The 24,423-nt window shown below is 46.1% G+C and carries 26 protein-coding genes; 8 read left to right on the top strand and 18 right to left on the bottom strand.

Annotated elements, in window-relative coordinates:
• Positions 1-18: 18 nt before the first annotated feature.
• The 3 genes from HUB64_RS17260 to HUB64_RS17250 all read left to right on the top strand — a co-directional run bounded on the left by HUB64_RS17260 (position 19) and on the right by HUB64_RS17250 (position 2,066).
• The gene (locus tag HUB64_RS17260; RefSeq protein WP_173243168.1) at positions 19-939 is read left to right on the top strand and encodes a DMT family transporter; all 921 of its coding nucleotides are present in this window, start codon (positions 19-21) and stop codon (positions 937-939) included.
• 119 nt (positions 940-1,058) lie between these two features.
• The gene (gene ybaK, locus HUB64_RS17255) at positions 1,059-1,535 is read left to right on the top strand and encodes a Cys-tRNA(Pro) deacylase (RefSeq protein ID WP_028759489.1); all 477 of its coding nucleotides are present in this window, start codon (positions 1,059-1,061) and stop codon (positions 1,533-1,535) included.
• A 222-nt stretch (positions 1,536-1,757) separates the two neighbouring features.
• On the top strand, positions 1,758-2,066 hold the full coding sequence (locus HUB64_RS17250; RefSeq protein WP_105251653.1) for a hypothetical protein: 309 nt from the start codon (positions 1,758-1,760) through the stop codon (positions 2,064-2,066).
• 104 nt (positions 2,067-2,170) lie between these two features.
• Here HUB64_RS17250 and HUB64_RS17245 read toward each other — a convergent pair whose 3' ends face one another.
• The 5 genes from HUB64_RS17245 to HUB64_RS17225 form a co-directional block, all read right to left on the bottom strand.
• On the bottom strand, positions 2,171-3,448 hold the full coding sequence (locus HUB64_RS17245) for a glutamate-5-semialdehyde dehydrogenase (RefSeq protein WP_173497472.1): 1,278 nt from the start codon (positions 3,446-3,448) through the stop codon (positions 2,171-2,173).
• Between the two features lie 12 nt (positions 3,449-3,460).
• Positions 3,461-4,579, bottom strand: coding sequence for a glutamate 5-kinase (gene proB, locus HUB64_RS17240; protein WP_105251651.1), 1,119 nt, complete (start codon positions 4,577-4,579; stop codon positions 3,461-3,463).
• 202 nt (positions 4,580-4,781) lie between these two features.
• The gene (locus tag HUB64_RS17235; RefSeq protein ID WP_131523194.1) at positions 4,782-6,071 is read right to left on the bottom strand and encodes an NCS2 family permease; all 1,290 of its coding nucleotides are present in this window, start codon (positions 6,069-6,071) and stop codon (positions 4,782-4,784) included.
• Positions 6,072-6,312: 241 nt separating this feature from the next.
• Positions 6,313-6,651, bottom strand: coding sequence for a carbon starvation protein CstA (locus HUB64_RS17230; RefSeq protein ID WP_173497471.1), 339 nt, complete (start codon positions 6,649-6,651; stop codon positions 6,313-6,315).
• A gap of 25 nt (positions 6,652-6,676) precedes the next feature.
• Positions 6,677-7,003 (bottom strand): winged helix-turn-helix domain-containing protein, encoded by a 327-nt coding sequence (locus HUB64_RS17225; RefSeq protein ID WP_028761704.1) that lies wholly within the window; start codon positions 7,001-7,003, stop codon positions 6,677-6,679.
• 207 nt (positions 7,004-7,210) lie between these two features.
• Here HUB64_RS17225 and HUB64_RS17220 point away from each other — a divergent pair, with 207 nt between their 5' ends.
• Positions 7,211-7,762, top strand: a complete 552-nt coding sequence (locus tag HUB64_RS17220; protein WP_173243159.1) for a DUF924 family protein — start codon at positions 7,211-7,213, stop codon at positions 7,760-7,762.
• 151 nt (positions 7,763-7,913) lie between these two features.
• Entirely contained in the window at positions 7,914-8,771 is an 858-nt protein-coding gene (locus HUB64_RS17215; protein WP_173497470.1) for an ABC transporter substrate-binding protein, read from the top strand.
• Positions 8,772-8,786: 15 nt separating this feature from the next.
• Here the strand turns inward: HUB64_RS17215 and HUB64_RS17210 are convergent, their stop codons facing one another.
• From HUB64_RS17210 to HUB64_RS17200, 3 genes are all read right to left on the bottom strand, one after another.
• A complete protein-coding gene (locus tag HUB64_RS17210) occupies positions 8,787-9,224 on the bottom strand; it encodes a universal stress protein (RefSeq protein WP_028761701.1) in 438 nt (145 codons plus the stop codon).
• Between the two features lie 171 nt (positions 9,225-9,395).
• Positions 9,396-9,827 (bottom strand): universal stress protein, encoded by a 432-nt coding sequence (locus tag HUB64_RS17205; protein WP_028761700.1) that lies wholly within the window; start codon positions 9,825-9,827, stop codon positions 9,396-9,398.
• 108 nt (positions 9,828-9,935) lie between these two features.
• Complete coding sequence (locus HUB64_RS17200; RefSeq protein ID WP_028761699.1) at positions 9,936-10,319, bottom strand: STAS/SEC14 domain-containing protein; 384 nt, start codon at positions 10,317-10,319, stop codon at positions 9,936-9,938.
• Positions 10,320-10,545: 226 nt separating this feature from the next.
• Here HUB64_RS17200 and HUB64_RS17195 point away from each other — a divergent pair, with 226 nt between their 5' ends.
• Entirely contained in the window at positions 10,546-11,970 is a 1,425-nt protein-coding gene (locus HUB64_RS17195; protein WP_173243152.1) for a coniferyl aldehyde dehydrogenase, read from the top strand.
• 17 nt (positions 11,971-11,987) lie between these two features.
• On the top strand, positions 11,988-12,593 hold the full coding sequence (locus HUB64_RS17190; RefSeq protein WP_173243149.1) for a TetR/AcrR family transcriptional regulator: 606 nt from the start codon (positions 11,988-11,990) through the stop codon (positions 12,591-12,593).
• Between the two features lie 147 nt (positions 12,594-12,740).
• Here HUB64_RS17190 and HUB64_RS17185 read toward each other — a convergent pair whose 3' ends face one another.
• The 10 genes from HUB64_RS17185 to HUB64_RS17140 form a co-directional block, all read right to left on the bottom strand.
• Complete coding sequence (locus HUB64_RS17185; protein ID WP_105251644.1) at positions 12,741-13,547, bottom strand: CsgG/HfaB family protein; 807 nt, start codon at positions 13,545-13,547, stop codon at positions 12,741-12,743.
• The gene (locus HUB64_RS17180; protein WP_106649655.1) at positions 13,547-13,942 is read right to left on the bottom strand and encodes a curli assembly protein CsgF; all 396 of its coding nucleotides are present in this window, start codon (positions 13,940-13,942) and stop codon (positions 13,547-13,549) included. Before HUB64_RS17180 ends, HUB64_RS17185 begins: the two co-directional genes overlap by 1 nt.
• Before the next feature lie 10 nt (positions 13,943-13,952).
• Entirely contained in the window at positions 13,953-14,363 is a 411-nt protein-coding gene (locus HUB64_RS17175) for a curli production assembly/transport protein CsgE (protein ID WP_131523186.1), read from the bottom strand.
• 298 nt (positions 14,364-14,661) lie between these two features.
• Positions 14,662-16,350, bottom strand: coding sequence for an ATP-binding protein (locus tag HUB64_RS17170; RefSeq protein ID WP_173243146.1), 1,689 nt, complete (start codon positions 16,348-16,350; stop codon positions 14,662-14,664).
• Between the two features lie 46 nt (positions 16,351-16,396).
• Entirely contained in the window at positions 16,397-17,875 is a 1,479-nt protein-coding gene (locus HUB64_RS17165; RefSeq protein ID WP_173243143.1) for a sigma-54 dependent transcriptional regulator, read from the bottom strand.
• A gap of 134 nt (positions 17,876-18,009) precedes the next feature.
• The gene (locus HUB64_RS17160) at positions 18,010-19,209 is read right to left on the bottom strand and encodes an FtsX-like permease family protein (RefSeq protein ID WP_173243139.1); all 1,200 of its coding nucleotides are present in this window, start codon (positions 19,207-19,209) and stop codon (positions 18,010-18,012) included.
• Between the two features lie 10 nt (positions 19,210-19,219).
• Entirely contained in the window at positions 19,220-20,530 is a 1,311-nt protein-coding gene (locus HUB64_RS17155; protein WP_173243136.1) for an ABC transporter permease, read from the bottom strand.
• A gap of 11 nt (positions 20,531-20,541) precedes the next feature.
• Positions 20,542-21,291 carry an ABC transporter ATP-binding protein gene (locus tag HUB64_RS17150; RefSeq protein ID WP_173243133.1) on the bottom strand — a complete coding sequence of 250 codons (750 nt, stop codon included), beginning with the start codon at positions 21,289-21,291 and terminating at the stop codon, positions 20,542-20,544.
• A 99-nt stretch (positions 21,292-21,390) separates the two neighbouring features.
• Positions 21,391-21,654 (bottom strand): hypothetical protein, encoded by a 264-nt coding sequence (locus HUB64_RS17145; RefSeq protein WP_105251637.1) that lies wholly within the window; start codon positions 21,652-21,654, stop codon positions 21,391-21,393.
• 109 nt (positions 21,655-21,763) lie between these two features.
• On the bottom strand, positions 21,764-23,026 hold the full coding sequence (locus HUB64_RS17140) for an efflux RND transporter periplasmic adaptor subunit (protein WP_173243130.1): 1,263 nt from the start codon (positions 23,024-23,026) through the stop codon (positions 21,764-21,766).
• 353 nt (positions 23,027-23,379) lie between these two features.
• Between HUB64_RS17140 and pyrC the strand changes: the two genes are divergently transcribed.
• The gene (pyrC, locus tag HUB64_RS17135) at positions 23,380-24,411 is read left to right on the top strand and encodes a dihydroorotase (RefSeq protein ID WP_173243127.1); all 1,032 of its coding nucleotides are present in this window, start codon (positions 23,380-23,382) and stop codon (positions 24,409-24,411) included.
• The last annotated feature ends 12 nt before the right edge of the window (positions 24,412-24,423 follow it).

Here is a 24,423-nt window from a genome sequence, read left to right as displayed (position 1 = left end):
TCCTCGTAAGGTAGCAGAGTGAAGTCTTCGAATTTAGCGTACGTGTATGGCATGGCGGCGATCTTTCTCTGGTCGACAGTGGCCACGGCCTTTAAGATTGCCTTGAGTTACTACACACCGCTGCAACTGGTGTTTGTTGCCGTACTCACTTCGATTATTGCCCTTGCCGGAATCCTTGCTTGGCAAAAAAAGCTTTCCTTACTCAAGCAACAGTTTTTACGCCGCCCCATGTTTTATCTGGTGACTGGACTCATCAATCCCTTCCTTTACTATGTCGTGCTATTTAAAGCGTATTCCTTACTGCCAGCGCAGCAAGCGTTGTCACTTAATTACACTTGGGCGGTATTACTGCCGTTACTTGCCGCGCCTTTGTTAAAGCAACATTTGCGTAAGAGCGATATAGCTGCGGCGCTGATTGCCTATACAGGCGTGTTTATCATTGCTACCGGCGGCGATATCAGCGGCTTTAGTTTTGATAGCCCACTCGGTATCGGTCTTGCTCTCACCAGCACTTTACTCTGGTGCCTATATTGGATCGTCAACACTAAAGATCAAGGCGATCCTGTGGTCAGTTTATTATTGAGTTTTCTTATCGGCTTACCTTTTATTGCCGTCACCTTAGTGCTGACAGATACCCTGCCCAGTTTTAGTATTAAGGCGATATTTGCAGGTATGTATGTGGGCTTATTTGAGATGGGCATTACCTTCGTGCTCTGGTTAATGGCGCTGAAAACAGCCACTCGCACCGCGAACATCAGCACTATGGTGTTTTTATCCCCAGTGATGTCGATTGGTTTTATCGCGTGGATTTTGCAGGAAACGATTGCGATGGCAACCTATCTCGGCCTAGCCTTTATTTTATCGGGGATGATGTTGCAGCAACTTCTGCCCCGTTATTTAGAGCGTAAAAACAAGATAAGCACAAAGCTAGCGGAATAATCGTTGAGTAACAGCCTTAAATAATGTTAGCTCACGGCAATGAACCAATTAAAAGAGCTGGCTAACATTTTAAGCCAAGATTAAGCGCTAATATCCTCCATTTTGTGAAGGAGTATAAAATGACCCCGGCCGTCAGATTGGCGAAAAAAGCCAAGATTGCGTTTGATATCTTAGAGTACAGCCACGATCCACACTGCGCCGCCTACGGCGAAGAAGCCGCTAACACCCTAGGGCTTGAACCCGCGCAAGTATTTAAAACCCTTTTAGTTGCCATCGACAAAGCCCATGCGCCGATTGCCGTTGCGCTCGTGCCCGTCGATCATCAGCTTAATCTAAAAGCCGTAGCTAAATGCTTAAGACAAAAGAAACTACAAATGGCCGATGCCGACCTAGCACAAAAATCCTCAGGCTATCTGGTTGGCGGTATTAGTCCCTTAGCGCAAAAGAAACAATTGCCAACCTTGATTGATGCCAGCGCTCAAGGTTTCGATAGAATCTATGTCAGCGCGGGCAGACGCGGTTTAGAGATAAGCTTAGCGGCCACAGACTTAGCCCTGCTTTGCAAAGGCGAATTTGCCGATATCAAGACACTTTAAGCTAGATGCTTTAAGCTATCCAGGCCACATTAAGCACAAGTCATTCGACGTTAAGTAAGCAATTCACTTTAAGTTGTACGCGCTCATATTGGATAAATGGTAAACAAGGCTCAAACGACAACAAACTGCCAGCGTACTGAGTCTAAAGTGGAAAGCGTTTGATAAAGCCGAGATATCCGTCTATAAATTGTACTGAGGTACAAATCGACTAAGGATAGTCAGATGGAAAAATCAACCCAATGGAATCCAGAAAATAGCATCAGCCCTATCAGTTGGTGCGCCATGCTACTCTGCATCGCCTTATTTATTTATGAGCATTTCTGGGGAAACAGTTTTACCACTATGGTAGTCATGCTCTATTGCAGTTTTATGCTGCCTTCGGTTTTACTCACTCGCAGAGTACAAGAAAAGTACTTTATTTATACCTTGGAATACATCAAGGCCTTTCGTAAATTCACCGTTGTTATGTCGACGATATTTTTCTGTATCTGGTTACTTGCTACTTATACCCCGCTCACCATAAGCAGCTAAACTCGTTAGCCAAACACATTGATGTCGCTATTCAGTTGGATACCGTAAACAAAAAAGCCGTCAACGCAGTAAGTTAACGGCTTTGGGTTTATCGGTATTTACCGCTAAACACGACTGGTGTAATCACCCCAAGCTAACCACTTATATGTGGTTAATGCCTCAAGCCCCATTGGACCGCGGGCGTGCAGTTTTTGCGTGCTCACCGCCACTTCAGCGCCAAGACCAAACTGACCGCCATCGGTAAAACGCGTACTGGCATTGACATACACGGCGGCTGAGTTCACTTCATTCATAAAGTGCGCCGCTGCATGAATATCATCGGTCAAAATGGCCTCCGAATGGCCGCTAGAATACTGGCGAATATGACTAACGGCGGCATCGATATCGCTCACGACTTTGATACCTAAGGTTAACGACAGCCATTCAATACCAAAATCCTCAGACTTAGCAAGCGTCACATCGAACCCTAAACCATCCAGCAGACTAAAACTTGTGTCACAAACTGAAAAACGCACGCCTAGACGATGCAGATACTCGGCAATTTGCGGTACAAAGGTACTCGCCACGCGCTCATCCACCAGCAAGGTATCAAGAGCATTGCACACCGTTGGACGCTGCACTTTCGCATTAGCGATTACGCCTAAGGCACGCTTAAGGTCGGCATTTTTATCGACATACAAGTGGCAAATACCAATGCCGCCTAAAATCACTGGAATCGTCGCTTGCTCGGCACATAAGCGCTGCAATGCTTGACCGCCGCGCGGCACTATCATGTCGACATATTGATCGAGCTTAAGTAAACCTGTCACTAGGGCTCTGTCTGAAGAATCAATAAATTGCACCGCATCTATGGGTAAACCTTGGGCGACAATCGCGCCGCGGATCACTTCGCTGATAAGCTTATTCGATTCAAGGGTTTCTTTACCGCCACGGAGGATCACCGCATTACCCGTTTTAAGGGCAAGTACCGCGATATCGACAGTCACATTCGGGCGCGCCTCGTAGATAACCCCAATCACGCCCAGCGGTACGCGGCGACGAGTCAACCTTAAACCGTTATCTAATAACTTGCTGCCAAACTCTTCGCCCACGGGATCAGCAAGGCGGATCACATCGCTGATATCACCGATAATGCCCGCTAAACGCGCATCATCGAGCAACAGTCTGTCGATCATCGCCTCCGTTAATCCATCGTTCTTAGCGGCGGCAACGTCTTTAGCATTAGCCGCTAAAATGGCGGCGGAGTTTGCCGTCAGCGCATCGGCAATAGCTTCGAGTAAGTCAGCCTTTTGGCTCGCCGTTAAATTGGCTAAAGCATAACTGGCCTGTTTGGCATTTTGGCCAAGTTGCTGTAAATACTGATCTTGATTCATTTGACTCAAAACAGACCTCGCTTATAAGACAACCATGTCGTTGCGGTGCACTATTGCGTCACCATAATCGTAACCGAGTACAGACTCGATCTCGTCGGAATGCTTACCCGCAATCAAACTCAGGGCTTGGCCACAGTATCGTGTCATCCCTTTAGCAATCACTTTACCTTGTTGATCAACTAATTGTAGCGTCGCACCACGTTCAAACTGACCTTTAACGCCTACGATACCTTTAGACAATAGACTGCGGCCTTTGTCAGTCACGGCTTTGACCGCACCCGCATCAAGCACTAAAGAACCTTGAGTCGCAGGTCCCGCTAGAATCCACTGTTTGCGGCTTTCGAGCGGGTTTTCGATGGCACTAAAGTGAGTACCGACGGACTCTTTGGCGACCACTTTTTTGATCACATCAGGGTGATGGCCAGAGGCGATAACCACTTCGATGCCAGCACGGCGAGCAATATCCGCCGCTTCCAATTTAGTCGACATACCACCCGTGCCTAAACCCGATACAGAACCGCCCGCCAGCATACGCAAACTATCGTCAATCTTCACCACCTGTGAAATTAACTTAGCGTTCGGGTTAGTGCGTGGATCCGCATCGAATAAGCCCTTTTGATCCGTCAGTAAAATCAATAAGTCAGCATCGCATAAGAGTGCTGCGCGCGCCGATAAATTGTCGTTATCGCCCACTTTGATCTCATTGGTGGCAACGGCATCGTTTTCATTGATGATCGGCACAATATTATTCGCCAACAAGGCATTGAGCGTGTCGCGGGCGTTAAGGTAACGCTCCCTATCCTGCAAATCGGCACGGGTCAGCAGCAATTGGCCCACATGCAGCCCATAAATACTAAAGAGTTGTGCCCAAGCGAGGATCAACTGACTTTGCCCGACAGCGGCTAACAATTGCTTATTGGCCATAGTGTCGGGCAGCGTCGGGTATTGGAGATGTTCACGCCCAGCGGCAATTGCCCCTGAGGTGCATAATACGACTTCGACCCCTGACTTCATCAGTGCGGCCATTTGACGAGCAAGCTCAACCATGTGGGCTTTATCTAGCTGTTTACTGCCAGAGGTCAGCACACTCGTCCCTAACTTCACTACCACGCGGCGATACGCAATCTCACTTAAGTTCATTATTCATTTGTAACAAAATAACCGAACAATCCTTATACCTAATCCGCTGAGTAATTGGTAGCAAGGAGTTATTAACTCGAGATAAATTTTCGTTTTTGCTTAGAATCGCGCATTAAAAAGGGCCATCGATTAGATGGCCCTCAAAAAATGTAAACAATCTACGCTGCGAGTTTTTACTGTGCAGGTGAATTAATCGACAGCATCAACCATAGACAAACTTAGCTACAAACAATGCGGCTAATACTAAAATGCCCACATTAAGATCGCTAAAGCGACCTGTGAGTAATTTGATTGCTGCATATGAGATTATCCCAAAGGCAATGCCCGTCGCGATAGAAAACGTTAGCGGCATTAATATACACACAACCACCACAGGCGCGGCTTCAGTCAAATCTTCCCATTCGACATGCACCAGTCCCGACATCATCAAAATCGCTACATAAAACAGTGTACCCGCAGTCGCATAAGCCGGGATCATCCCCGCCAATGGCGATAAAAATAACGCAGCAATAAAGAGTAATCCCACCACAACGGCCGTTAAACCAGTACGACCACCCGCGCTCACACCCGCGGTGCTTTCGATATAACTTGTCGTGGTGGAAGTGCCAAAAGCCGCCCCCGCAATCGTTGCTAAACTGTCAGCGGTCAAGGCACGATTCAGACGTGGTAAACGGCCTTTATCATCGAGAAAACCACCGCGCTGTGCAACCGCTACTAAGGTGCCAGAGGTATCGAAGAGATCCACAAATAAGAAAGCAAAAACGACTGATAGCATAGTTACTTCAAATACTTGGGATAAATCCATCTTCATAAATGTAGGTGCGATTGAAGGGGGCATTGATACAATGCCCTGATACTGCACATCACCAAACACTAATCCTAGGCCAGTGATAATCAGAATGCTGGCAATCACCGCTGACTTCATTCCCCGCTGCACCATAGCAATAATGAGGAAAAAGCCCAGCACAGCCATAACCGCCGGAAATGCCGTGATATCGCCCAGCGTCACTAGCGTAGCAGGACTTGCCACCACAATACCGGCGCTCTTAAGGCCAATCAGTGCAAGGAACAAACCAATACCTGCAGCAATACCGATACGTAACGACATGGGAATACTATTTACAATCCATTCTCGAATACGCACTAACGATAAGATTAAAAAGCAAATTCCCGACAGGAACACTGCGCCTAACGCAGTCTCCCAGCTGTAACCCATTTCACCCACGACTGTGTAGGTAAAAAAGGCATTAAGTCCCATACCTGGAGCAAGCGCAATTGGATAATTCGCCATCAACCCCATAACCAAACAGCCGACAGCCGCCGCCAAACAGGTCGCCACAAATACAGCACCATGGTCCATGCCCGCATCGGCTAACATCATTGGGTTCACAAAAATGATGTAGGCCATCGTCATAAATGTTGTCAAACCTGCGACCGCTTCCTGCTTGAGGCTCGTTTGATTTTGTTTCAGTTTGAACAGTTTTTCTAACATGGAACAAGGTTCCTTTTTATTTTAAGTATGTAGGGTATTTAGATGTGAACACTATGTAACGTGATGACATTTGCAGCCGATTATAGGGAGTTTAGGCTGGTCAGGCCAGAAAATTGGCAAAGGAGTAACGAAGAGAAAATGCTCAAATATCTATGCAAACGAATGCAATATCCTCGGGTGAGACTCGCGTTGAAGGTTAAGCATAAAAAATGAACACATGATGAACAAGATGATTCACTCGTTAGCGACCAATGCTGATTTGTAGCCATAAACAGCCCACATAAAGAGTAACAAGGATATATACAGCAGAAAGAACTAAATTCAATTTCCACAGACTCAACCAAAAACTCCCTTTAAAATATGTACGTAGCCTGACTTCTGATTTGCATAATGTTAAAGAAGAAGGTACCAACATTAACGCAGAACAGCCAAAGGTTGGTAATACCATAAAAATCATGCCTAAACCCGCAGCCCCAGCAGAAGCTTCAGATGTTTGACCGTCAATAGATGCTAGCGTTATATATCCCAAAATGACGCCTGCGATGGCAAGAATAAAACCTAACAGTTGAAGAGTTCTCAAATTCGTCCTTGGTAACAAACAGCGTTTAAATTGACTTCTCGTAAAACCCTATCAGCTCAGCGATTTCGCTTAGATGGGTATCGACCCAAGCGCTGCTGATCGGCCCCCAGGTGACTATGCGGTAATAACCTGAATTGTTACGGCTGCCTTCCTGCACAAACTCGACTCGAATACCTATATCCTCAAAAGCTGCGATAGCATCCTGTAAAGTTCTGCGAGGCATTCCGGTTAACTTATTGAGTGATAAAAGATTATGGCGGTCATCATCCATTAAATGCGCCAAATATAACTTACGCAGAAACGCTTTATTTTGCTTTGAAACCTGTTGGGATGCTGGCATTGAAAGTGACATAGGATGACCTGTCTGGAAACAAAAGTAATTATCATCAAAACTACTTTATATTCAGTCAATAAGGCAATAGCCAATACTAAATACTTACGGTTCGCGACAATATCATCAGATAACAAATCTGCACTTAAATCAAACGAAACGACTTGTCATCCTCCCCCAACAACTGTTATTTCTAATATCACTCAACACCTATGAAGAAAGGCTAAAATGAGCCAGACAATCACAGCAGACCAAATACTGACATTTTGGTTTGAAGACATTGACCCAAAGCTCTGGTGGATTAAAGATGTTGAATTTGATACCCAGATCAAACAGCGCTTCGAAGGTGTACTACTTCAAGCTAAACGGGGAGAACTTTCACATTGGCGAATCACGCCTCAAGGTCGATTGGCTGAGATAATAGTGCTCGATCAATTTTCCCGTAATATTTACCGCGATACGCCTGCCGCTTTCGAAGCTGATACCATCGCCTTAGTGCTCGCCCAAGAAGCCGTTGCCCAACGGGTCGATACCGCACTAAAATCCAAACAAGTCCCTTTTCTATTTATGCCCTATATGCACAGCGAATCGGCAACCATTCACCAAGTAGCAGTAAAACTGTTTAATCGCGAAGCTGCGATAACAAACCTAACGTTTGAACTGCGCCATAAAGTGATTATCGACAGGTTTGGCCGCTATCCACATAGAAATATTATCTTAGGCAGGGAGTCTACTGCGGAGGAAATTGCTTTTCTAACTGAACCGGGCTCATCCTTTTGAGCCTGTAATAGGTTAAAGCGTTAATGTGTATTTGATAAATAAAGCCGTGCTGAGTTCACAGACACACTACACTTACTCAAGAAAGTCATGGAATGACTTGGCGAGTATCAAACACAGTTACAAGTGTATACCGCGGAGGTGTTGGTAACTTATGGCGCATAAACTAAATAAGCCAAGTAGCTCAGTGGCTCGTCGTAACCGCTACAAATTGATGGGGTTACTCATCCTATGCGGCGCTCAGCTCGGCCAAGCAGCTGAAATTAAGATAGGCGTCAGCCTGTCTATCCCGCCCTATGTCATCCAAGCAACAAATAGCGGGATCGAACTCGAATTACTTAACCAAGCCCTCGCCGTTAAAGGCCATACAGCTTCTATCCACTACTTACCACTGGCGCGCACTTTCCATGAACTCAGGGAGGGTAAACTCGATGGCATCATCAACATCAAAGAAGGAATGATTAACAACGTTTTTTATTCAAACGTTGCGATAACCTACCAAAACTGCGCCATTAGCCTAGAAAGCAATCAATTTAACATCAATAGCATAAACGATTTAAACAACAAACAAGTCGTCGCCTTTCAACGTGCATCATCGTTACTGGGGGAAGAGTTTGCCAACATGGTTAAGACCAATAGCGGCTACCAAGAACAAGCGAGGCAAGTGCAGCAGGTTTATATGCTGATGAAGCGCAGGGCCGATGTCGTTGTGATGGATAAAAATATTTTCAAATACTACTTAAAGCAGGCCTATCTTGAGGGCAAACTGACTGAGAAAGACTTAAAACAACAGGCGATTTGCCACCAAATATTCCCACCTACAGAATACAAGTTCGCGTTTCTCAGTGAACAAATTCGGGATGATTTTAATGCGGGACTCAAACAAATTACCCAAGATGGCAGCTTAGTGGCTCTGCAGGAAAAGTATCGACGCCTGATGTCATTTGACAATGAAGCAGAGGCGTCGACTAAGTTAACAGAACCTAAAATGATCAAAAATGATTCCTACTAAACTTATCCCATAGTGTTATTTCACCACCAACACCGGGCACTTAGCATACTTAACAATATCCTGTGTAACGTGGGGTTTTAAAAAGTCAGCTAAACCGCTGCTACCATGACTAGCGATAACCACCATGCCCACATCAACGGCTTCCGCTAAAATCTCATCAATAGCATCACCATGGCGCACGACTAACTTAATATTGAGCCCTTCGGTAAGGTTCTGCTGCATTTCCTGCTGCAAACTTTGCATTTTTGCATCAACGAAAGCTTTGAGTTCATTTTCCAATGTAGCGGGAATATCGACCGCAATACCATAACAATGGGCGCCACGGGCAGGGCTAGTCACATGCAACAACCGAATATCGACTTGATAAACATTTGCCATTTCAACCGCATATTTTAACGCATGGGCCGCAGTGGATGAAAAATCCGTAGGGCATAACACTTCTTGAGTACGCATAAGCTTATCCATCATTTGAGTTTTTAATTAAGCTAATTATTAAGGCCAAAATACCACTATTTTATAGCAGTTTGCTATGCTTCTTGCGTACCCATTTCAATTAATTATTCTTTATCAATCAAAAAGAAAGGACGCTATAAGCGCCCTTTGGATTTATAGAGTCAAAGCCAGTTACTTAACCACAAGCACAGGACAAGCTGCACCATTCGCCACCGCTTCTGAGACATTGGTGTGTAAAAAATGCGAAATCCCAGTTCGGCCATGGCTAGCAATTACTACCATGCCAATGTCTTTACTGTTGGCCTCTTCTAAAATTTGATAGACAGGATCGCCACGGCGGATCAAGGTAGTGATGGGAAGCTCAGTATTCAATCCATCCAATAGTGCTCGCATTTTAGTTGCCGCCGCTTCCTCCATGCTTTTAGCAAGTTCTTCAGGGGTAATAGATAGAATCATAAAGTTTTCATCACCGATCGGCTGTTCAACCACATGTAAAATTTTTAGCCCTACATGGTATAGATTAGCCATTTCAATGGCATAGCTCAGTGCATGGGCCGCAGTTTCCGAAAAATCTGTGGGCCAGAGTATTTGACCTGTACGCATAATTTGTACTCCTTCTATGGCGCGAATGGATTGCTGGGTGAATCTTTACGGCGCTGCTATAACGCCCGATTTAGCACATTGGCAGACCACAAACTTCATCTCACAACCTTAGTCTCTTAGCCAAGCAACAGCATCGCCATTATCAACAAAAAACCTTACCTCAGCAGGCGTAAACCAGTTTGCCAATTTAGCCAACACTTCCTGCAAAGTCGTCTTACCGACGATGGCTATTTTCTCGAAATGACGAATATGCTTCACCCCAAGTTTGAGATCGTCCCAAGCGGCCTGTAGTTCCAAGCCTTCCAACTCGGTGACATCTACCAAGGCGAAGATATCAGGATCTTTCACCCCAGCTAATGCAGACTCCAACACAGGCACCATCATTTCGTAGTCTTGATGAGTTAAGGTACCGATAGCTTTAAAGGTAACGAAAAAATCATCATCACCGTAACGCTCAATACCAATCGAAATTCCGTGCTTTAACAATGCCATACATACTCCTTATGTAACAACCCTTGATTTAGTGTAAAAGCTAACGCCACAACAAGCCGTGATCTTGCTCAAAAATACACCAGATACCTTGCACCATCTCACTAAGCAAGCTAGGATAAACCGACTAATCAGTCGGTACTGATTTAATAAAAGACTCAATCTAGACGATTACTTAAATAAAGTACCGAATAAGACTCAGCCTACCATTTCCCTTGGAGCAACCACTATGAATATGGCCACCGAACACCTTAATACTTCGCCACTGACTCAGTTGCTCCAACGCCAACGCAGCAGTTATTTAGCGGCGCCGAATCCTAATTACGCTACGCGAGTGGAGCAATTAACTCGACTTAAGGCGGCCATACTGCAATTTCAAACACCCTTAGTCGAAGCCTTAAGCCAAGACTACGGCCATAGATCGATTGATGACAGCCTGATCTCAGACATTATGCCTGTCATCAACAACATCAATTACAGCTTGAAAAACCTCAAAAAATGGCTCAAGCCCAGCGCTCGCCATGCGGGCATCTTACTCGCACCCGCCAAAGTCACAGTGCATTATCAACCTTTGGGGGTGATCGGTATTATCGTGCCTTGGAATTTCCCCGTCATGCTGTCAATTGGCCCGCTAGTGACTGCTATTGCCGCGGGTAATCATGCCATGCTCAAAATGTCAGAATTTACCCCAGCGACCAACCAAGTGATCAAACGGTTATTGGCACAAGTCTTCGATGAATCCCACGTGGCGGTTGTTGAAGGTGAGGCGGACATTGCCGCCCAATTTTCTGCCCTGCCCTTCGATCATTTACTCTTTACAGGCTCGACCACAGTCGGCCGCCATGTGATGCGCGCCGCAGCGAATAATCTCACCCCAGTAACACTCGAATTGGGTGGTAAATCGCCTGTGATTATCGCCCCCGATATGCCGCTTGAGATAGCAGTAGAACGAATGATTTACGGTAAGTGTTTGAATGCCGGACAAATCTGCGTAGCCCCTGATTATGTGCTTTGCCCTAAAACCAAGGTGGATGACTTTATCGCCGCCTACCAAGCTAAGTTTAAGGCCATGTACGGCACCATTAACCACAATAAGGACTATGGCAGCATCATTAATACACGTCAGTTTGACCGCTTGATGACAGTGCTCGAAGACGCCAAAGCAAAAGGTGCCCGTGTTATTTCAGCAACTGACGAAGCCATAGATAGCCAACATCGTAAACTCGCAACTCAGTTGATAACTCACACCAGTGAAGACATGCTATTGATGCAAGAGGAAATTTTTGGCCCATTGTTACCGATTATTAGCTACGACACCTTAGATGAAGCGATTCAGTACATCAACCACAGAGCCAGACCCTTAGCGCTTTATGTGATGAGTTTCGATGAGCCAACTCAGCAAAAGATCCTCCAGCAGACCCATTCTGGCGGTGTTTGTATCAATGAAACCGTGTTTCATGTCGCCGCCGACGATGCGCCCTTTGGCGGAATAGGCCCGTCGGGCATGGGGCATTACCATGGCAAGGAAGGCTTTTTGACCTTCAGCCATGCTAAAACGGTACTCAGCCGTGGCCGATTCAACACAGGCAAATTTGTGCACCCGCCCTACGGCACTTTTATCCAGCGCATCTTAATGAAGCTATTTTTGCGCTAGTCATTGGGGGATAAATCTTGAATAAACCATCAACAACACAACCCATTAAAACCATGACTGATAAACGCCAAGCTATTCTCGATACTGCTTTAGCGCTCTTTGTCAGCCAAGGATTTCATGGCACGTCCACCGCCTCGATTGCGAAACAAGCAGGTGTAGCAACGGGCACCTTGTTCCATCACTTCCCTTCTAAGGAAGCCTTGATGGAATCTTTGTTTCTTACAATAAAACAAGAATTTGCCGATGCCTTACTGTTAAACACCCATAAGGGCAGCGATCTTAAACACAATGCCCTACAACTATGGCAAAGTGCGATAGATTGGTCGCTGGATAACCCTGTCAAACAACTGTTTTTTCAGCAATATTCAATGTCGCCCATGATTGCTGCTAAGGTGCGCGATCAAGCGATGAATAGCATCTTAGGCTTTATTAGCGAACTCATTAAGCAGGGACAAATGATGGGGCTAATCGCCCATTATCCAGTGGAATTGATGCTAGAAAACTGCCACGGCCAATATCTAGCAGCAACGCGTTTCTTTATCGATAATCCGCACTTGGGGACAGATAGAACATACCGCGATGCCAGTTTTGAACTGTTTTGGAAGGCCATGCAAACGGACTAAAATAGCCAAATATCAACTGACTGCTGCAATAACTGCAATAAAAAACCGAGTCAGCTTAACTGGCTCGGTTTTCTTTTTCGCTATCGCGACTAAGTGCTAAAGCAGAAGCCTGCTTTGCTCTAGCATCTAATACCGACTTTCAGGCACCTAGCCCTGACTCAACTCCTGGGCTTTTTCTGCTGGCTGCGCCACTTGAGTTGGGCTCCAGTAGCCTTGTTTGATGCCCTTATCAATCAGCTCAGCGACCGCCAATTCAATGGCTTGTAATACGCAAAACTGCACTGGCTCATTGGTAGTAAAACCGACTTCAGCCTCGGCTAATCGATTTAAACTCGTGTAACGGAACAAACCCGCACGCATTTCTTGGGACAAAACTCGTTTGCTGGTTGAGACCGACATCATGACTTTACCTGTGTGTACATCCACGGCGCGTAGATAAATGGTCACCAGATCTTCACGGTACATTTCAGAGGCGCCAATGCCGTAGTATTCGACACCGCTACCACCAGTGCTAGTGTTGGTCTCATAACTAATCACCCCACCTTCGAGTAACAATCTGGCGGTGGATAATACGGGCACTTCATCGCCCTTAGTACCGCTCTGTTTATTGCTGATCTTACGCTCGGTAAGCAAATTTTGTAGCCCTTCACGCTCAACGGGTGTAAACCATTTAGAGTCGAGCAAAGTCTGCATCAACATCGATGTTGCACCCTGAGTCACCGCGGTCGAAAACGAACTCACGTTAGCCTGCGGCTTATATTGGCCAGTTTGATCGCGAAAGGAATACACGGCCACAGGGATAGGAAACTTAGGTCCTGGTTGAGTTTGCAACCCACGCATCACCTCACTCAAGGGGTTAACCTCGGCAGCCGTGATATTTAAATCGGGTTTGGAGATCAGGCTACAGGCCGACACACTTAACAGTAGTAAACTCACTAACACTAGACGGGCCATTAGTTGACTCCTCCGAATGTCGGCATTTCAATCACAGTGACTTCACCGGTTTCAGTATTAGTAATAGTTAGCATCACGCCATTTCCCGTAGAAGCCACTTCAATCCGAAAATCACCGGTATCGTAAACACCATCGGTAATTTCACCATCAGCAACACCGCGGGTGATTGAGTTAATGATATTACGCTCTAGGGATTCTTTAAAACGGGTGACAAAGTCCTTCTCGGTCGAGGTAGATTTATTGTCATTCTGGGCTTGGGCTTTATTTAATAGAAAAGCCCCATTTTGTGGATTGCCGCCAAAACTGGGATTCACTGGCGTATAAATCAATTCAGTGGCTTGGCCACTGCTTGCCACACATAGCGTGACAAGAGCAAGTAACGTCCTGTATGTCATTATTATTATCCTAAAAGTCGTCCGATGTTCCTGAAAAATCACCTGTTATTGCATTGGCTCTGACTTGCGCTAAATAATCAATCGTAAGCAAAATCGCCTGCTCTGCGCTCTCTTTAATCGGATTTGCACGACGACCAAAATGGGTGGTGTAAATCCGAGTCCCGTTTACCTCTAAGGTTAAAACGGTTCCAGCCTGTGGAAACACTGTCTCATATAGAGTGACGTTAAAGCCTTGGGTAAAGGGCAATTCGCGCCAATAGCTTGAGTAGTAAAAGCCAAAGTCCTTACCAAACCGAGTCAAGGTTCTATCTATTACTAAGCCACTAATTTCAATGTCGTTATCGGCAATAGTGATAGGGGAAGCCAGCAGCAGGAATGGACATAAAACGTAAGTAAGCAGACGCTGTTTTAACTGTTTCACTTATCCCTCCTTAACCTTTTTAATCGAACCTTAAAAACCGCGCTAACCTCTGTTAGAACAAGGTGAGTTTTAACGCAAATTTTCGATAAAACAGGTTAACAGGGTTAAAGATCTCCCGTCATTACGCTAGGGGGCAAATTAGCCCGAAGAGCTAAGGTAAAAAGGCAAAAATAGCCCATTTGGCTAATACGCCAAGAGGCTGTTGAGGATAGGAGTTATGCATTAAACAAGCGGATAAGATAAGCAATAAAAATGCGACTTAAGAGTCGCATTACGGTGTTTATTCAAAACGCGAGCATTATTGTGGTAACCATAGTCGAACCAACAGGCCACCGTCACTGCGATTATGCATGCTAATACTGCCATCGTGGGCTTCGATAATTTCACGGCACAAAGGTAAACCTAAGCCTGTACCCGATTGTTTTGTTGAGTAAAACGGCAGTAGCGCCTGCTCTAATACTTCACCAGACATACCTGCGCCGCGATCCTCAATCACAATACTAAAACCTGCACCATCCACTAAGGTTTGATACCGAATCGACAGGGTGACATCCTCGGGGTTTGAGCCAGATTCATGGGCGTTTTTAAGTAAATTGAGGAGCACTTGCTCCATCTGTCCTTGATCGAAAAAACCATCAACCTCAGGTAACTCATGAATGAGTTTAAAGGGATAATGCTGAGTTAACTGGGCAGTAAATTGCGTCCAATTCACCTGACGCCGTTGCGGGAGCGGCAACTTAGCAAAACGAGCATAGTTGAAGATAAACTGGCTTAGATGGCTGGTGCGATTCTCGATGGTATCGAAAATTAAGGTTAGCTTGGGATTATCGATATCTTTGGTGAGCAGTCGGCCGGAGTTCACCATAGAGGCGATGGGCGCGACTGAGTTATTGAGCTCATGGCTAATAATGCGGATGACTTTTTTCCATACTGCCACCTCTTGACGATTGAGCTCGCGGGTCATCTGCTTGAGCAAAATCAAGTTATGCTGTTGGTTATTCAATAAAAATTGGCCGCGACTTAAATACCAAGTTTCCACATCATCTTCACCCATGGCGAAGAGTCCGTTCTTTTCATGTTTAAGCGCTAAGGCCAATACTTCGGGCAAATCCACCAGCAATTCATCTAAGCTCAAGCCTTCCATTCTGCCCTTTTTATGAAATAGGTGACGCGCCGCATCGTTGGCGTAAATGAGCCGCTGATGATCGTCCAGTAACAACATCACATTGGGAGAACTTTGAATCACCTTATCCAGTAATAACTCCCGCTGATAAATGTACTGCCTTTCTTGGCGCAATTTTGCCGCCGAATGGTTAAATAACTGCGCTAAGGTTTTGAGCTGACCTTCGCCATGTTCAGGAATACTCACACTAAAGTCATTATCACTAAAATTTAGCAAGCCGACTTCAAGGGAATCTAAACTGCGGCCGAGATGTCGAGTCAACCAAGCAATACCTAAACCACAGACAGCACAAGCGAGAAGCAACACGATCAAACCTTCACCTAAGGTCAAACTCGAGACACGCTCTCCCTTAGCTATCTCAGCGGATATCGCAGGAGATACAGGTGCTTTGGGCGGTAAAATGGATAGCGGTTCTACACGTAAAGGCTCAACCACATGAGGAATAGAATTAAACAGCCCTTCTTTAAGTTGTTCTAACTTGAAGAGTTTTATTTGTAACTGCTCTTGTTTAAGTTGTTCAAGCTTTTGCAGCTCGGCTTTAATCTGCTCGGCCCTCTGGTGCGCTTGCATCGCCGCAGCCTCCTGCAATTGCTCACTATTGTTAAGGGCGAGTTCGATGGAGGCGACCGTTTTCTCAAGCTCTGCAAAATCCAGTTGCACATTCACATCAGGGATTTCAATCGTGTTAGACGTGGCAACAGACGAAGCATCGGGTGAGATATACTTCACCAAAGCAAAACTCAGCAAGACGCCAAAGGCGCAGCAAGCCATTGAAAAAATGATAAGTTTAGTTCGAATTAACACTCAGATTCCTTAATCGATAGCCTTTACCCTAGCATCTGCACTTAGCCTATGACTTATCTAAACCAAACTTGTCCATCCGCCGATACAGCGCTTGGCGACTGAGTCCAAGCGCTTTTGCCACCCGAGCAATTACGCCATGATGCTGTTTTAACGCCGCTTCGATATCTTCTCGGCTCACGTCTATCGCCTCATTGGCATCTGACACTTGGGCACGAACAGACTCATGATAAAATGCGGTATTTACGGGGATGGAAGCGGGCGAATAAACAGGCAGAGGATCAGACTGTCTCAAGCCAGATAGCCGCGACTCAGATACAGCCGAAACACTGGAAGCCGATTTGATGACACTCGCAACAGTCGCCAAACCAAAGTCAGCTTCAGTCAACACATGGCTTTGCGCCAACAATACGGCTCGCTTACAGGCGTTTTCAAGCTCGCGCACATTTCCCGGCCAGCGGTGCTGTAATAACGCCTGCAACGCAGGTTTACTCAAGCTAAAATCGCTGCCAATAAAATGCTGCACTAAAGGTAAAATATCATCGATGCGTTGATTCAGCGGTGGCAATGCCAGTTCAATCACGTTTAAGCGGTAAAACAAATCCTCACGGAATCGCCCTTCAGCGATATCTTGGGCCAGATCCGCATTGGTCGCACTGATCACCCGCACTTTTACTTTCTGGGTTTTATGGCTTCCTAAGCGTTCAAATTCGCCGGTTTGTAGCACCCGCAATAATTTCACTTGCCCAGACAAAGGTAAATTGCCAATTTCATCTAAAAACAGCGTGCCGCCGTCTGCCGCTTCGAAACGGCCAATACGCGCTTTAGTCGCGCCAGTAAAAGCGCCCGCCTCGGCACCAAACAGCTCGGCCTCTAATAAATCCATCGGCAAGGCGCCGACATTAACCTTAATAAAAGGTTTGTTTTTTAAGGGTGAATTGGCGTGGAGAATATCGGCAAGCTTGTCTTTACCCGCGCCATTGGGGCCAGTGATCAAGACCGACACATCGGAGCGTGCCAGTTGCAAGGCTAAGTCAATACAACGTTGCATAGCACCGCTACCAAAGACAATACCGCAGAGATCCGCATCGGCGATCGCCACTTGGCGTTGATGATTCACCCGCTCCAAGCGGTGGTTAGCACGGGAGAGTTTATAAAGCGCAATCAGATTAGTGATGCTATTGAGTAGCTTAGCGTCATCCCAAGGTTTGCCCATATAATCGGCAGCGCCCGCTTTGACTAATTCAACAGCCGTTTCGAGCTGGGTCCACGCCGTCATCAAAATAATCGGCAAATCCCCTTGGCGTTCGCGCAGGGCGTAAAACAGCTGCCGACCTTCCTCACCCGAGGTGGTATCTCGGGTAAAGTTCATATCTTGGATCACTAAATCCACATCTTGCGTCGTCAATAACCCAAGGGCGTCCTCTGGGCTATGGCAAATCAGCACCCGATAATCATTGAGTTCTAGCATCAAACCTAGGGCTTGGCAGATGGCATGATTGTCATCGACGATAAGGATAGTATCCATAAGTGTGAGTGTTGTCCTAAGTAAAACTGTTAACCGTAAAGTAACAAAAAGTGCAATAACATCCTATTGTTATCGCACTTTTGTCGCACTTTTGTCGCGCTTTTATCGCACCTTGAGTGACATCAAATATTCAGTTATACGCTGCGAGTTGCGGTTGCTGGCGAAATATTTGCCGCTTTACGCGCTGGCAAGTAAACCGCTAACGTGGTGACAATAAACAAACCTGCCACAGTAATTAGTGGGTAGCTTAAGTCCAACATAGGCAAGCTATAGATTTTCATCAACTGTTGGCCTAACTGTATCGCTAACAAGCCGCCAAGCACGCCTCCCGCTAAGCAAATCAAATAATTCTCCACGAGGAAGTAACTGATAATATCGCGCTTTTTAGCACCCAATGCGCGGCGGGTACCTATCTGCTTAGTGCGGCGCTGGATATTAAACATCACCATGCCCGTTAAACCGAGCGAGGTGATAAGCAATAACAACACCACCATCATAGTTAACACAGTAATCATCAATTTATGATCTCGGTATGAGCTATCTTTTAAGGCCTCGATTGACTTAAAGCCATCGAGCACTCGGTTTGGATTCTCAGCCAGCAGCGCTTTTTTTATCGCGTCTTTAAGCTCGGCGTGAAACTCAGGTTTGGCCCGTACCATGTAAGAACTGCTGCCATAATCCACATTTTGAATCACACTATTTTCAAGGCTAGAACTGTCAATCCACGCGCCTTGCAGTTTTTCGACTACGCCAATCACAGTGATCTGCGCATCCTTACCTTCGTACAATACTTTGCCAAGTGCGGATTCATCAGGCCAAATGGCTTTCGCTAACGTACTGGAGATGATCGCTAATCGGCTAGGGCTATCGAGGTTATCCTTAAGTTCATGGGGGTAAAAGTTACGCCCCTCAATCAGCTTAATTCCTAAGGTCTCAATGGTGTGATCTGTCCCTAAATACATGGCAAATTGCGGTGTCGATTTAGCGCTATCTGGGTCGGGGCCCAGATTTAACGTGCTCGACCAGCCGCCACCGCTTAACGGCAACATATTGGTTGAGGTCGCATCAATCACATTGGGCAGCCCCCGCAAAATTTGCTGATCAATTTTGTTTTGCGCGGTTTTATCAATCAATGGATCGAAGTTGAACAAGCTAAAGGTCAAGACTTCTGACTCTTTAATCCCCGAATCACGCTGCATCAGGGCTAAACGCTCTTGAATAATAAAGCTCGCATTCGCCACAATCGCCACAGACAAGATAATCTGAATAAGCAGTAAGACTGGACCGCTTTTACTGCGCAATAAACTGCTGAGAATAGGTTTAATATGCAACATAATGAGTCCCTTACTGGCTTTTCAGATAAACACTAGGTTTAGTGCGACACACCACCCATGCGGGATACAAGCCAGCCAACAAGGCTGTGCCTACCGCAATACTTGGGGTGATAATCCACATACTCGCCGATAAATGGGTTAACCCCTTCGCGACCTCAAACTGGGCCGATAACCCATAAAGCGAAGCGTAGGCCCAAGCGAGTCCCAGCAAACCACCGAATAAGCCAATCATGCCCACTTCCACCATGTATTGAGCGAAGATTTGGCCACGGCTAGCACCAATGGCGCGACGCACTCCCACTTCGGGTGCGCGCTTGAGGAACTTTGTCAGCATTAAACCTAATATATTGACTAAACAAACACTTAAAAACAGCGCACTCAAGCCAACCAAGATTTTATTGTCTTCGGGCACCACATGATTGTATTCAAGCCAAGTTGCCACATCGGATACTTTGACTGAGTCAGCGGCAGATTTATTATCCGTAAAACGGCCTAGGGCTTTTTGCTCCGCTACATAATTGCTGAGCCAAGAACGGTAACTGGCTACTGCGTCTTTATTTGGTAACTCAACCCAATACAGCAGCCACACTTTTTCAGAGTTAAGGCGATCACTGTAACTATTCATCGTCTCAAACTTCCAACCCGACGTGTTACCCCATACATCAAACTCTTCGATAGGCGTCAGCGAAAACGGCACAAAAATTTGTTCCGTGTCGTTAAAGGCACCGTTAGTGGGATCATAATATTTAGGCTTAGGATCCCAAGCATCAATCACCCCCACCACTTGATAAGGTTTACGATTAAGATAGATAACTTTGCCAACACTGTTTTGACCCGCAAACAACTTTTGATTGAGTTTATCGTTAATCACCACTTGATAAGCAGGTTCAGTGTCGACGGATTTATCCCACGCATTACCGTACAAAAATGGCACGTCAAACAGCTTAAAAAAGTCACTGTCCGTCACCCGAATGCTTTCTAAAATAGGCGCAAAATTGGCATCCTCCGTTTGCACTGCCATCCCAGTGCGAAACATCGCAGCTTGGCTTTTAGGTAAGGTATTGTTGCGCAGATTCATCGCGTCTTGGTAAGTCACTAACGAGTTTAACTCATCCCAAGAATCAGGACCTTGGCTCCAAAGCTGTACCGCATTTAACTCATCAGAGCGTTCACCCGCAGGATTAAATGACATCATCTTGTACACGTTTAACGTAGTAATCGTGATACCAATACCAATCGAAATCGCCAACACCATTAACAGCGACAGCACCGGGGTTTTCTTAATGCTGCGCCAAGCTAAATCAACATAATAAAAGAACATAATGCATATCCTTAACGGTCGGCGTTGGCGACAAGTTTGTCGATATCAGTCGCAGCAGTGATGTCACTGACATGTCGATGACCTTGATGATACATAGTAAAATCACACACTTGACCATCGACAATTTGAATGTTGCGTTGGGCGCGGCGAGCGAGTTCAGGATCGTGCGTCACCATGATAATGGTCGTGCCCGCTTGATTGATATTTTCGAGTAATTCCATCACTTGACGTGCCATTAGGCTGTCGAGGTTTCCCGTAGGTTCGTCGGCGAGCAGGAAACGTGGCTCCCCCGCCAAAGCACGAGCAATCGCCACCCTTTGTTGTTGTCCACCCGACAACTGAGTAGGTAAATGTTGGAGCCGTGAAGCTAAGCCCACTTGCTCTAATGCCTCTTGTACACGACGTTGACGCTCCTTGGCATTAAAACCACGATAGCGCAGCGGCACTTCAATATTCTCAGCTAAGTTAAGATCGGGAATTAAGTTAAAACCTTGGAAAATAAAGCCAATTTTTTCATTCCGGATAGTGGCGCTCTTGTTATCGCTCAAGTTAGAGACGTTAATCCCATCGAGAAAATAGTCGCCGTGGGTAAAACCTTCGAGTAAACCTGCAATATTTAAAAAGGTGGTTTTACCCGAGCCAGAAGGACCTGTGACTGCGACAAATTCGCCTTCGTTCACCTCGAGGTTAAAATCGCGCAGGGCGTGGGTTTCTACTAAATCCGTTTTAAAAACCTTGCTCACATTCTTCATTGATAACATGTTAATTTCCTTTAAATAATCAAATCTATTTTGGCGCCTAGACTCTGCGTCTACACCTTAGGCATCGACTCATGTACGACCGTAATCAGCACACCTTTATCAGCCAAAGAATGGCTCAACGACACATTCTAAAAACCACATAAAAGCGCCCAGCATAAGGTTGGCAGTTTCGGTTGAAACCTCACCCACTTGGCGAAACTCATCCAAAGGATTACTCCATTCCAACAAATTGAGTCCGAGGAAAAACCAGCTATTGGCCTCACCGATACTTAGTTCCACCGCAACCACCAGTAATAATAAGGCTAGTACTCCAAACACTTTGGATGACATCAACATGCTGATATCAAATTGTTTATCACGCATATCCGGCTCCTATTCTTATCCATGTCGCAGCAGGTTTCGTCATTCACCTTGATCACTGCGCTGTTAAATTCATCAGATTGGTTGTTTAATAATTTACGAATATCGGTCATCAATGAATTCTGACCTGTTCGGCGTGATTAAAAGGGTCGACACTTGAAATAACCCACTCATCTCCGGCTTTGCCACCATCAAGCACTTCGACTTGGCTCAGGCTAGTACTGCCGAGCTTAACCTCACGACGGCTGGCTAAATCGCCCTCGACTTGATAAGCCACATTACCTCCACCGCTGGTCATAAAGGCGCCGCGTTTTACCATAAGAACATTGGGTCTGTGCTCTAATAACACTCGGGCCGAGATGCGTTGATTCTGGCGCAGTGTTAGGCTGTCGCTTTGGTCAAATTGCACCCTAGCGGTCACTTCACGGTTACGCACTTCAGGGGAAATCGACGATAACTTGCCCATTAACTTAATACTGCCAAAACTCAACTCGACTTCCATGCCTAAACCCAGATCATCCGCATAGGACTCAGGCACGGCTAACTCAGCCTCATAGGCGCTTAAATCCACGACGGTTAAAATCGGTTGGTTAGCGCTAAGACGGGTTTTCTGCTCGGTAATCCAGTTACCGATAATGCCGTTAACAGGTGCAACAATATTCAAGGCATCGACTTGGCGTTCTAATTCACGCACCGCGAGAGTTTGACGCTCAACTTCTAGGGCTTTATTTTTAATCTCAAAGGTTAACGTATCTTTCGTTAACGCAACTTCTTGCTCTGCATGCTTAAACTTCAGCTTGGCTTTGTGTAAATCATCTTTGCCCTTTTCATAATCAATCTGGCCAATAAGCTGACTTTGAATCAGTTCCTCTCCGCGTCGGCTTTCCCTATCCGCCGCTTCAAGATCGACCGTTGCGATATCTAAGGTTTGATAAGCTTGTAATTGATCGCGTCTTGCATCCAACTTAGCGCGCTCTAATGCACTCTCCATACCCGCTAATAGGGACTTGGCTTGCTCTAGCTGATTAGTGAGTCTTGGACTATCAAGTTTGGCGACCACATCGCCCTTATTAACAGTATCGCCAGGATTGCTGAGCAGAGTCACAGTACCTTCCTCAGTGCTGTACAAAATAGGCGCATTGGCCGCCACGATTTTACCTGTGGTCGCCACATCGCGGGTTAACGTTCCAACGAAGAGTTTTGCGGTAGTGATGTCGCTGCGGCTTAAGGATTTGCTCACGCTATCAGTGCCCAAGCTCGCCCAAACTAAGGCGCTGACTAATAAGGCGCAACCGCCAATGATCAGCGGTAACTTAAGACGTTTAGAGGTCGATGGCACAAGTACTGTATCTTGGCCGCTAGTATCTTTAATCATGGCTTTACTCGCTTCCCTGTTGGAATCATCAGTGCCGGAACGTATCAACGGACACTATTGGAAATCTCTACCCTAGAGTTAGCAAAGCCTATGCCAAACAAGTAAAATCATATTATTTCAAAACGTTAACAAAAAATTGCAGATAAAAGTGTCCGCGGACACTGGCGCTTTCATTTAAAAGTGTCCGCAGCAGAGAAATGAAAAGTGTCCGATTGAAAAAAAGCAGTTCCTAGATTCTAGGGTCTAGAAATCTAGATTTATTAACCAAAACAGCCGAGTTTCCCTTTACAGTAAAATCCTTGCCACATAAGATCCCGCCACCCTCGCAGCAAAAACGATCAAAAGAAAACCCTATGACCACAATAACAATCACTCGCCCAGACGACTGGCATATTCATTTAAGAGACGCCGCCCAGCTTAAAGATACAGTGCGCGATATCAGCCGCTATATGGGCCGCGCCATCGTGATGCCAAACTTAGTGCCCCCCGCTATCGATACCGAAACCGCACTGGCCTATTACGATCGCATTAAAGCGCAAGTGCCCGCGGGCTCACAATTCGAACCTTTGATGGTGTTGTATTTAACCGACAAAACCAGCCCAGATGAAATCCGCAAGGCCAAAGCCTCGGGTAAAATTGTCGCCGCTAAACTCTACCCAGCGGGCGCGACGACTAACTCAGATTCCGGCGTAACCGATGTTAAAAACATCTATCCCGTACTCCAAGCCATGCAAGAAGTCGGTATGCTGTTTTTAGTCCACGGTGAAGTCACAGATTCAGCCATTGATATTTTCGACCGCGAGCGTGTCTTTATTGAAAATATCCTCAGTAAAATTGTCGCCGATTTCCCAGCGCTTAAAATCGTGCTTGAGCATATCACCACCAAAGATGCAGTTGATTTTGTCACTCAAGCCTCAGACAATGTGGCCGCGACTATCACGGCCCACCATTTACTGTATAACCGCAATCACATGCTGGCAGGCGGTATTCGTCCGCATTTTTACTGCCTGCCGATTTTAAAACGCAACACCCACCAGCAGGCGTTGTTAGGTGCAGCGGCAAGCGGCAGCAAGAAGTTTTTCCTCGGTACAGATTCAGCGCCACACGCCAAGGATAAGAAAGAAGCGGCCTGTGGCTGTGCGGGTTCGTACACGGCTCATGCCGCCATTGAGCTGTATGCCGAAGCATTTGAGTCGGTCAATGCGCTGGATAAACTCGAAGCGTTCGCAAGCTTTAACGGCCCTGACTTTTACCATCTACCACGCAATACCGATACCATCACGCTGGTCAAAAAGTCATGGGATGTTCCTGCAACTTACCCGCTTGGCGATACTAACGTCGTGCCTATTCGTGCTGGAGAAACCATTGATTGGCAAGTTGAGTAAGCCTTAAGTCTT

This window comes from Shewanella sp. ISTPL2 (genome assembly GCF_013283205.1).
Taxonomy (GTDB): Bacteria; Pseudomonadota; Gammaproteobacteria; order Enterobacterales; family Shewanellaceae; genus Shewanella; species Shewanella oncorhynchi.
This window is presented reverse-complemented; position numbering and strand designations above follow the sequence as displayed.

Bases quoted from the DNA above. Each gene is read 5' to 3' on its own strand.
- proB (WP_105251651.1), bottom strand. From the start codon at position 4,579: ATGAACTTAAGTGAGATTGCGTATCGCCGCGTGGTAGTGAAGTTAGGG.
- HUB64_RS17195 (WP_173243152.1), top strand. From the start codon at position 10,546: ATGAATATGGCCACCGAACACCTTAATACTTCGCCACTGACTCAGTTG.
- HUB64_RS17145 (WP_105251637.1), bottom strand. From the start codon at position 21,654: ATGCGTGATAAACAATTTGATATCAGCATGTTGATGTCATCCAAAGTG.
- HUB64_RS17200 (WP_028761699.1), bottom strand. From the start codon at position 10,319: ATGGCATTGTTAAAGCACGGAATTTCGATTGGTATTGAGCGTTACGGT.
- ybaK (WP_028759489.1), top strand. From the start codon at position 1,059: ATGACCCCGGCCGTCAGATTGGCGAAAAAAGCCAAGATTGCGTTTGAT.
- HUB64_RS17140 (WP_173243130.1), bottom strand. From the start codon at position 23,026: ATGATTAAAGATACTAGCGGCCAAGATACAGTACTTGTGCCATCGACC.
- HUB64_RS17185 (WP_105251644.1), bottom strand. From the start codon at position 13,547: ATGGCCCGTCTAGTGTTAGTGAGTTTACTACTGTTAAGTGTGTCGGCC.
- HUB64_RS17220 (WP_173243159.1), top strand. From the start codon at position 7,211: ATGAGCCAGACAATCACAGCAGACCAAATACTGACATTTTGGTTTGAA.
- HUB64_RS17215 (WP_173497470.1), top strand. From the start codon at position 7,914: ATGGCGCATAAACTAAATAAGCCAAGTAGCTCAGTGGCTCGTCGTAAC.
- pyrC (WP_173243127.1), top strand. From the start codon at position 23,380: ATGACCACAATAACAATCACTCGCCCAGACGACTGGCATATTCATTTA.
- HUB64_RS17155 (WP_173243136.1), bottom strand. From the start codon at position 20,530: ATGTTCTTTTATTATGTTGATTTAGCTTGGCGCAGCATTAAGAAAACC.
- HUB64_RS17165 (WP_173243143.1), bottom strand. From the start codon at position 17,875: ATGGATACTATCCTTATCGTCGATGACAATCATGCCATCTGCCAAGCC.
- HUB64_RS17235 (WP_131523194.1), bottom strand. From the start codon at position 6,071: ATGTTAGAAAAACTGTTCAAACTGAAACAAAATCAAACGAGCCTCAAG.
- HUB64_RS17225 (WP_028761704.1), bottom strand. From the start codon at position 7,003: ATGTCACTTTCAATGCCAGCATCCCAACAGGTTTCAAAGCAAAATAAA.
- HUB64_RS17160 (WP_173243139.1), bottom strand. From the start codon at position 19,209: ATGTTGCATATTAAACCTATTCTCAGCAGTTTATTGCGCAGTAAAAGC.
- HUB64_RS17250 (WP_105251653.1), top strand. From the start codon at position 1,758: ATGGAAAAATCAACCCAATGGAATCCAGAAAATAGCATCAGCCCTATC.
- HUB64_RS17210 (WP_028761701.1), bottom strand. From the start codon at position 9,224: ATGCGTACTCAAGAAGTGTTATGCCCTACGGATTTTTCATCCACTGCG.
- HUB64_RS17180 (WP_106649655.1), bottom strand. From the start codon at position 13,942: ATGACATACAGGACGTTACTTGCTCTTGTCACGCTATGTGTGGCAAGC.
- HUB64_RS17205 (WP_028761700.1), bottom strand. From the start codon at position 9,827: ATGCGTACAGGTCAAATACTCTGGCCCACAGATTTTTCGGAAACTGCG.
- HUB64_RS17150 (WP_173243133.1), bottom strand. From the start codon at position 21,291: ATGTTATCAATGAAGAATGTGAGCAAGGTTTTTAAAACGGATTTAGTA.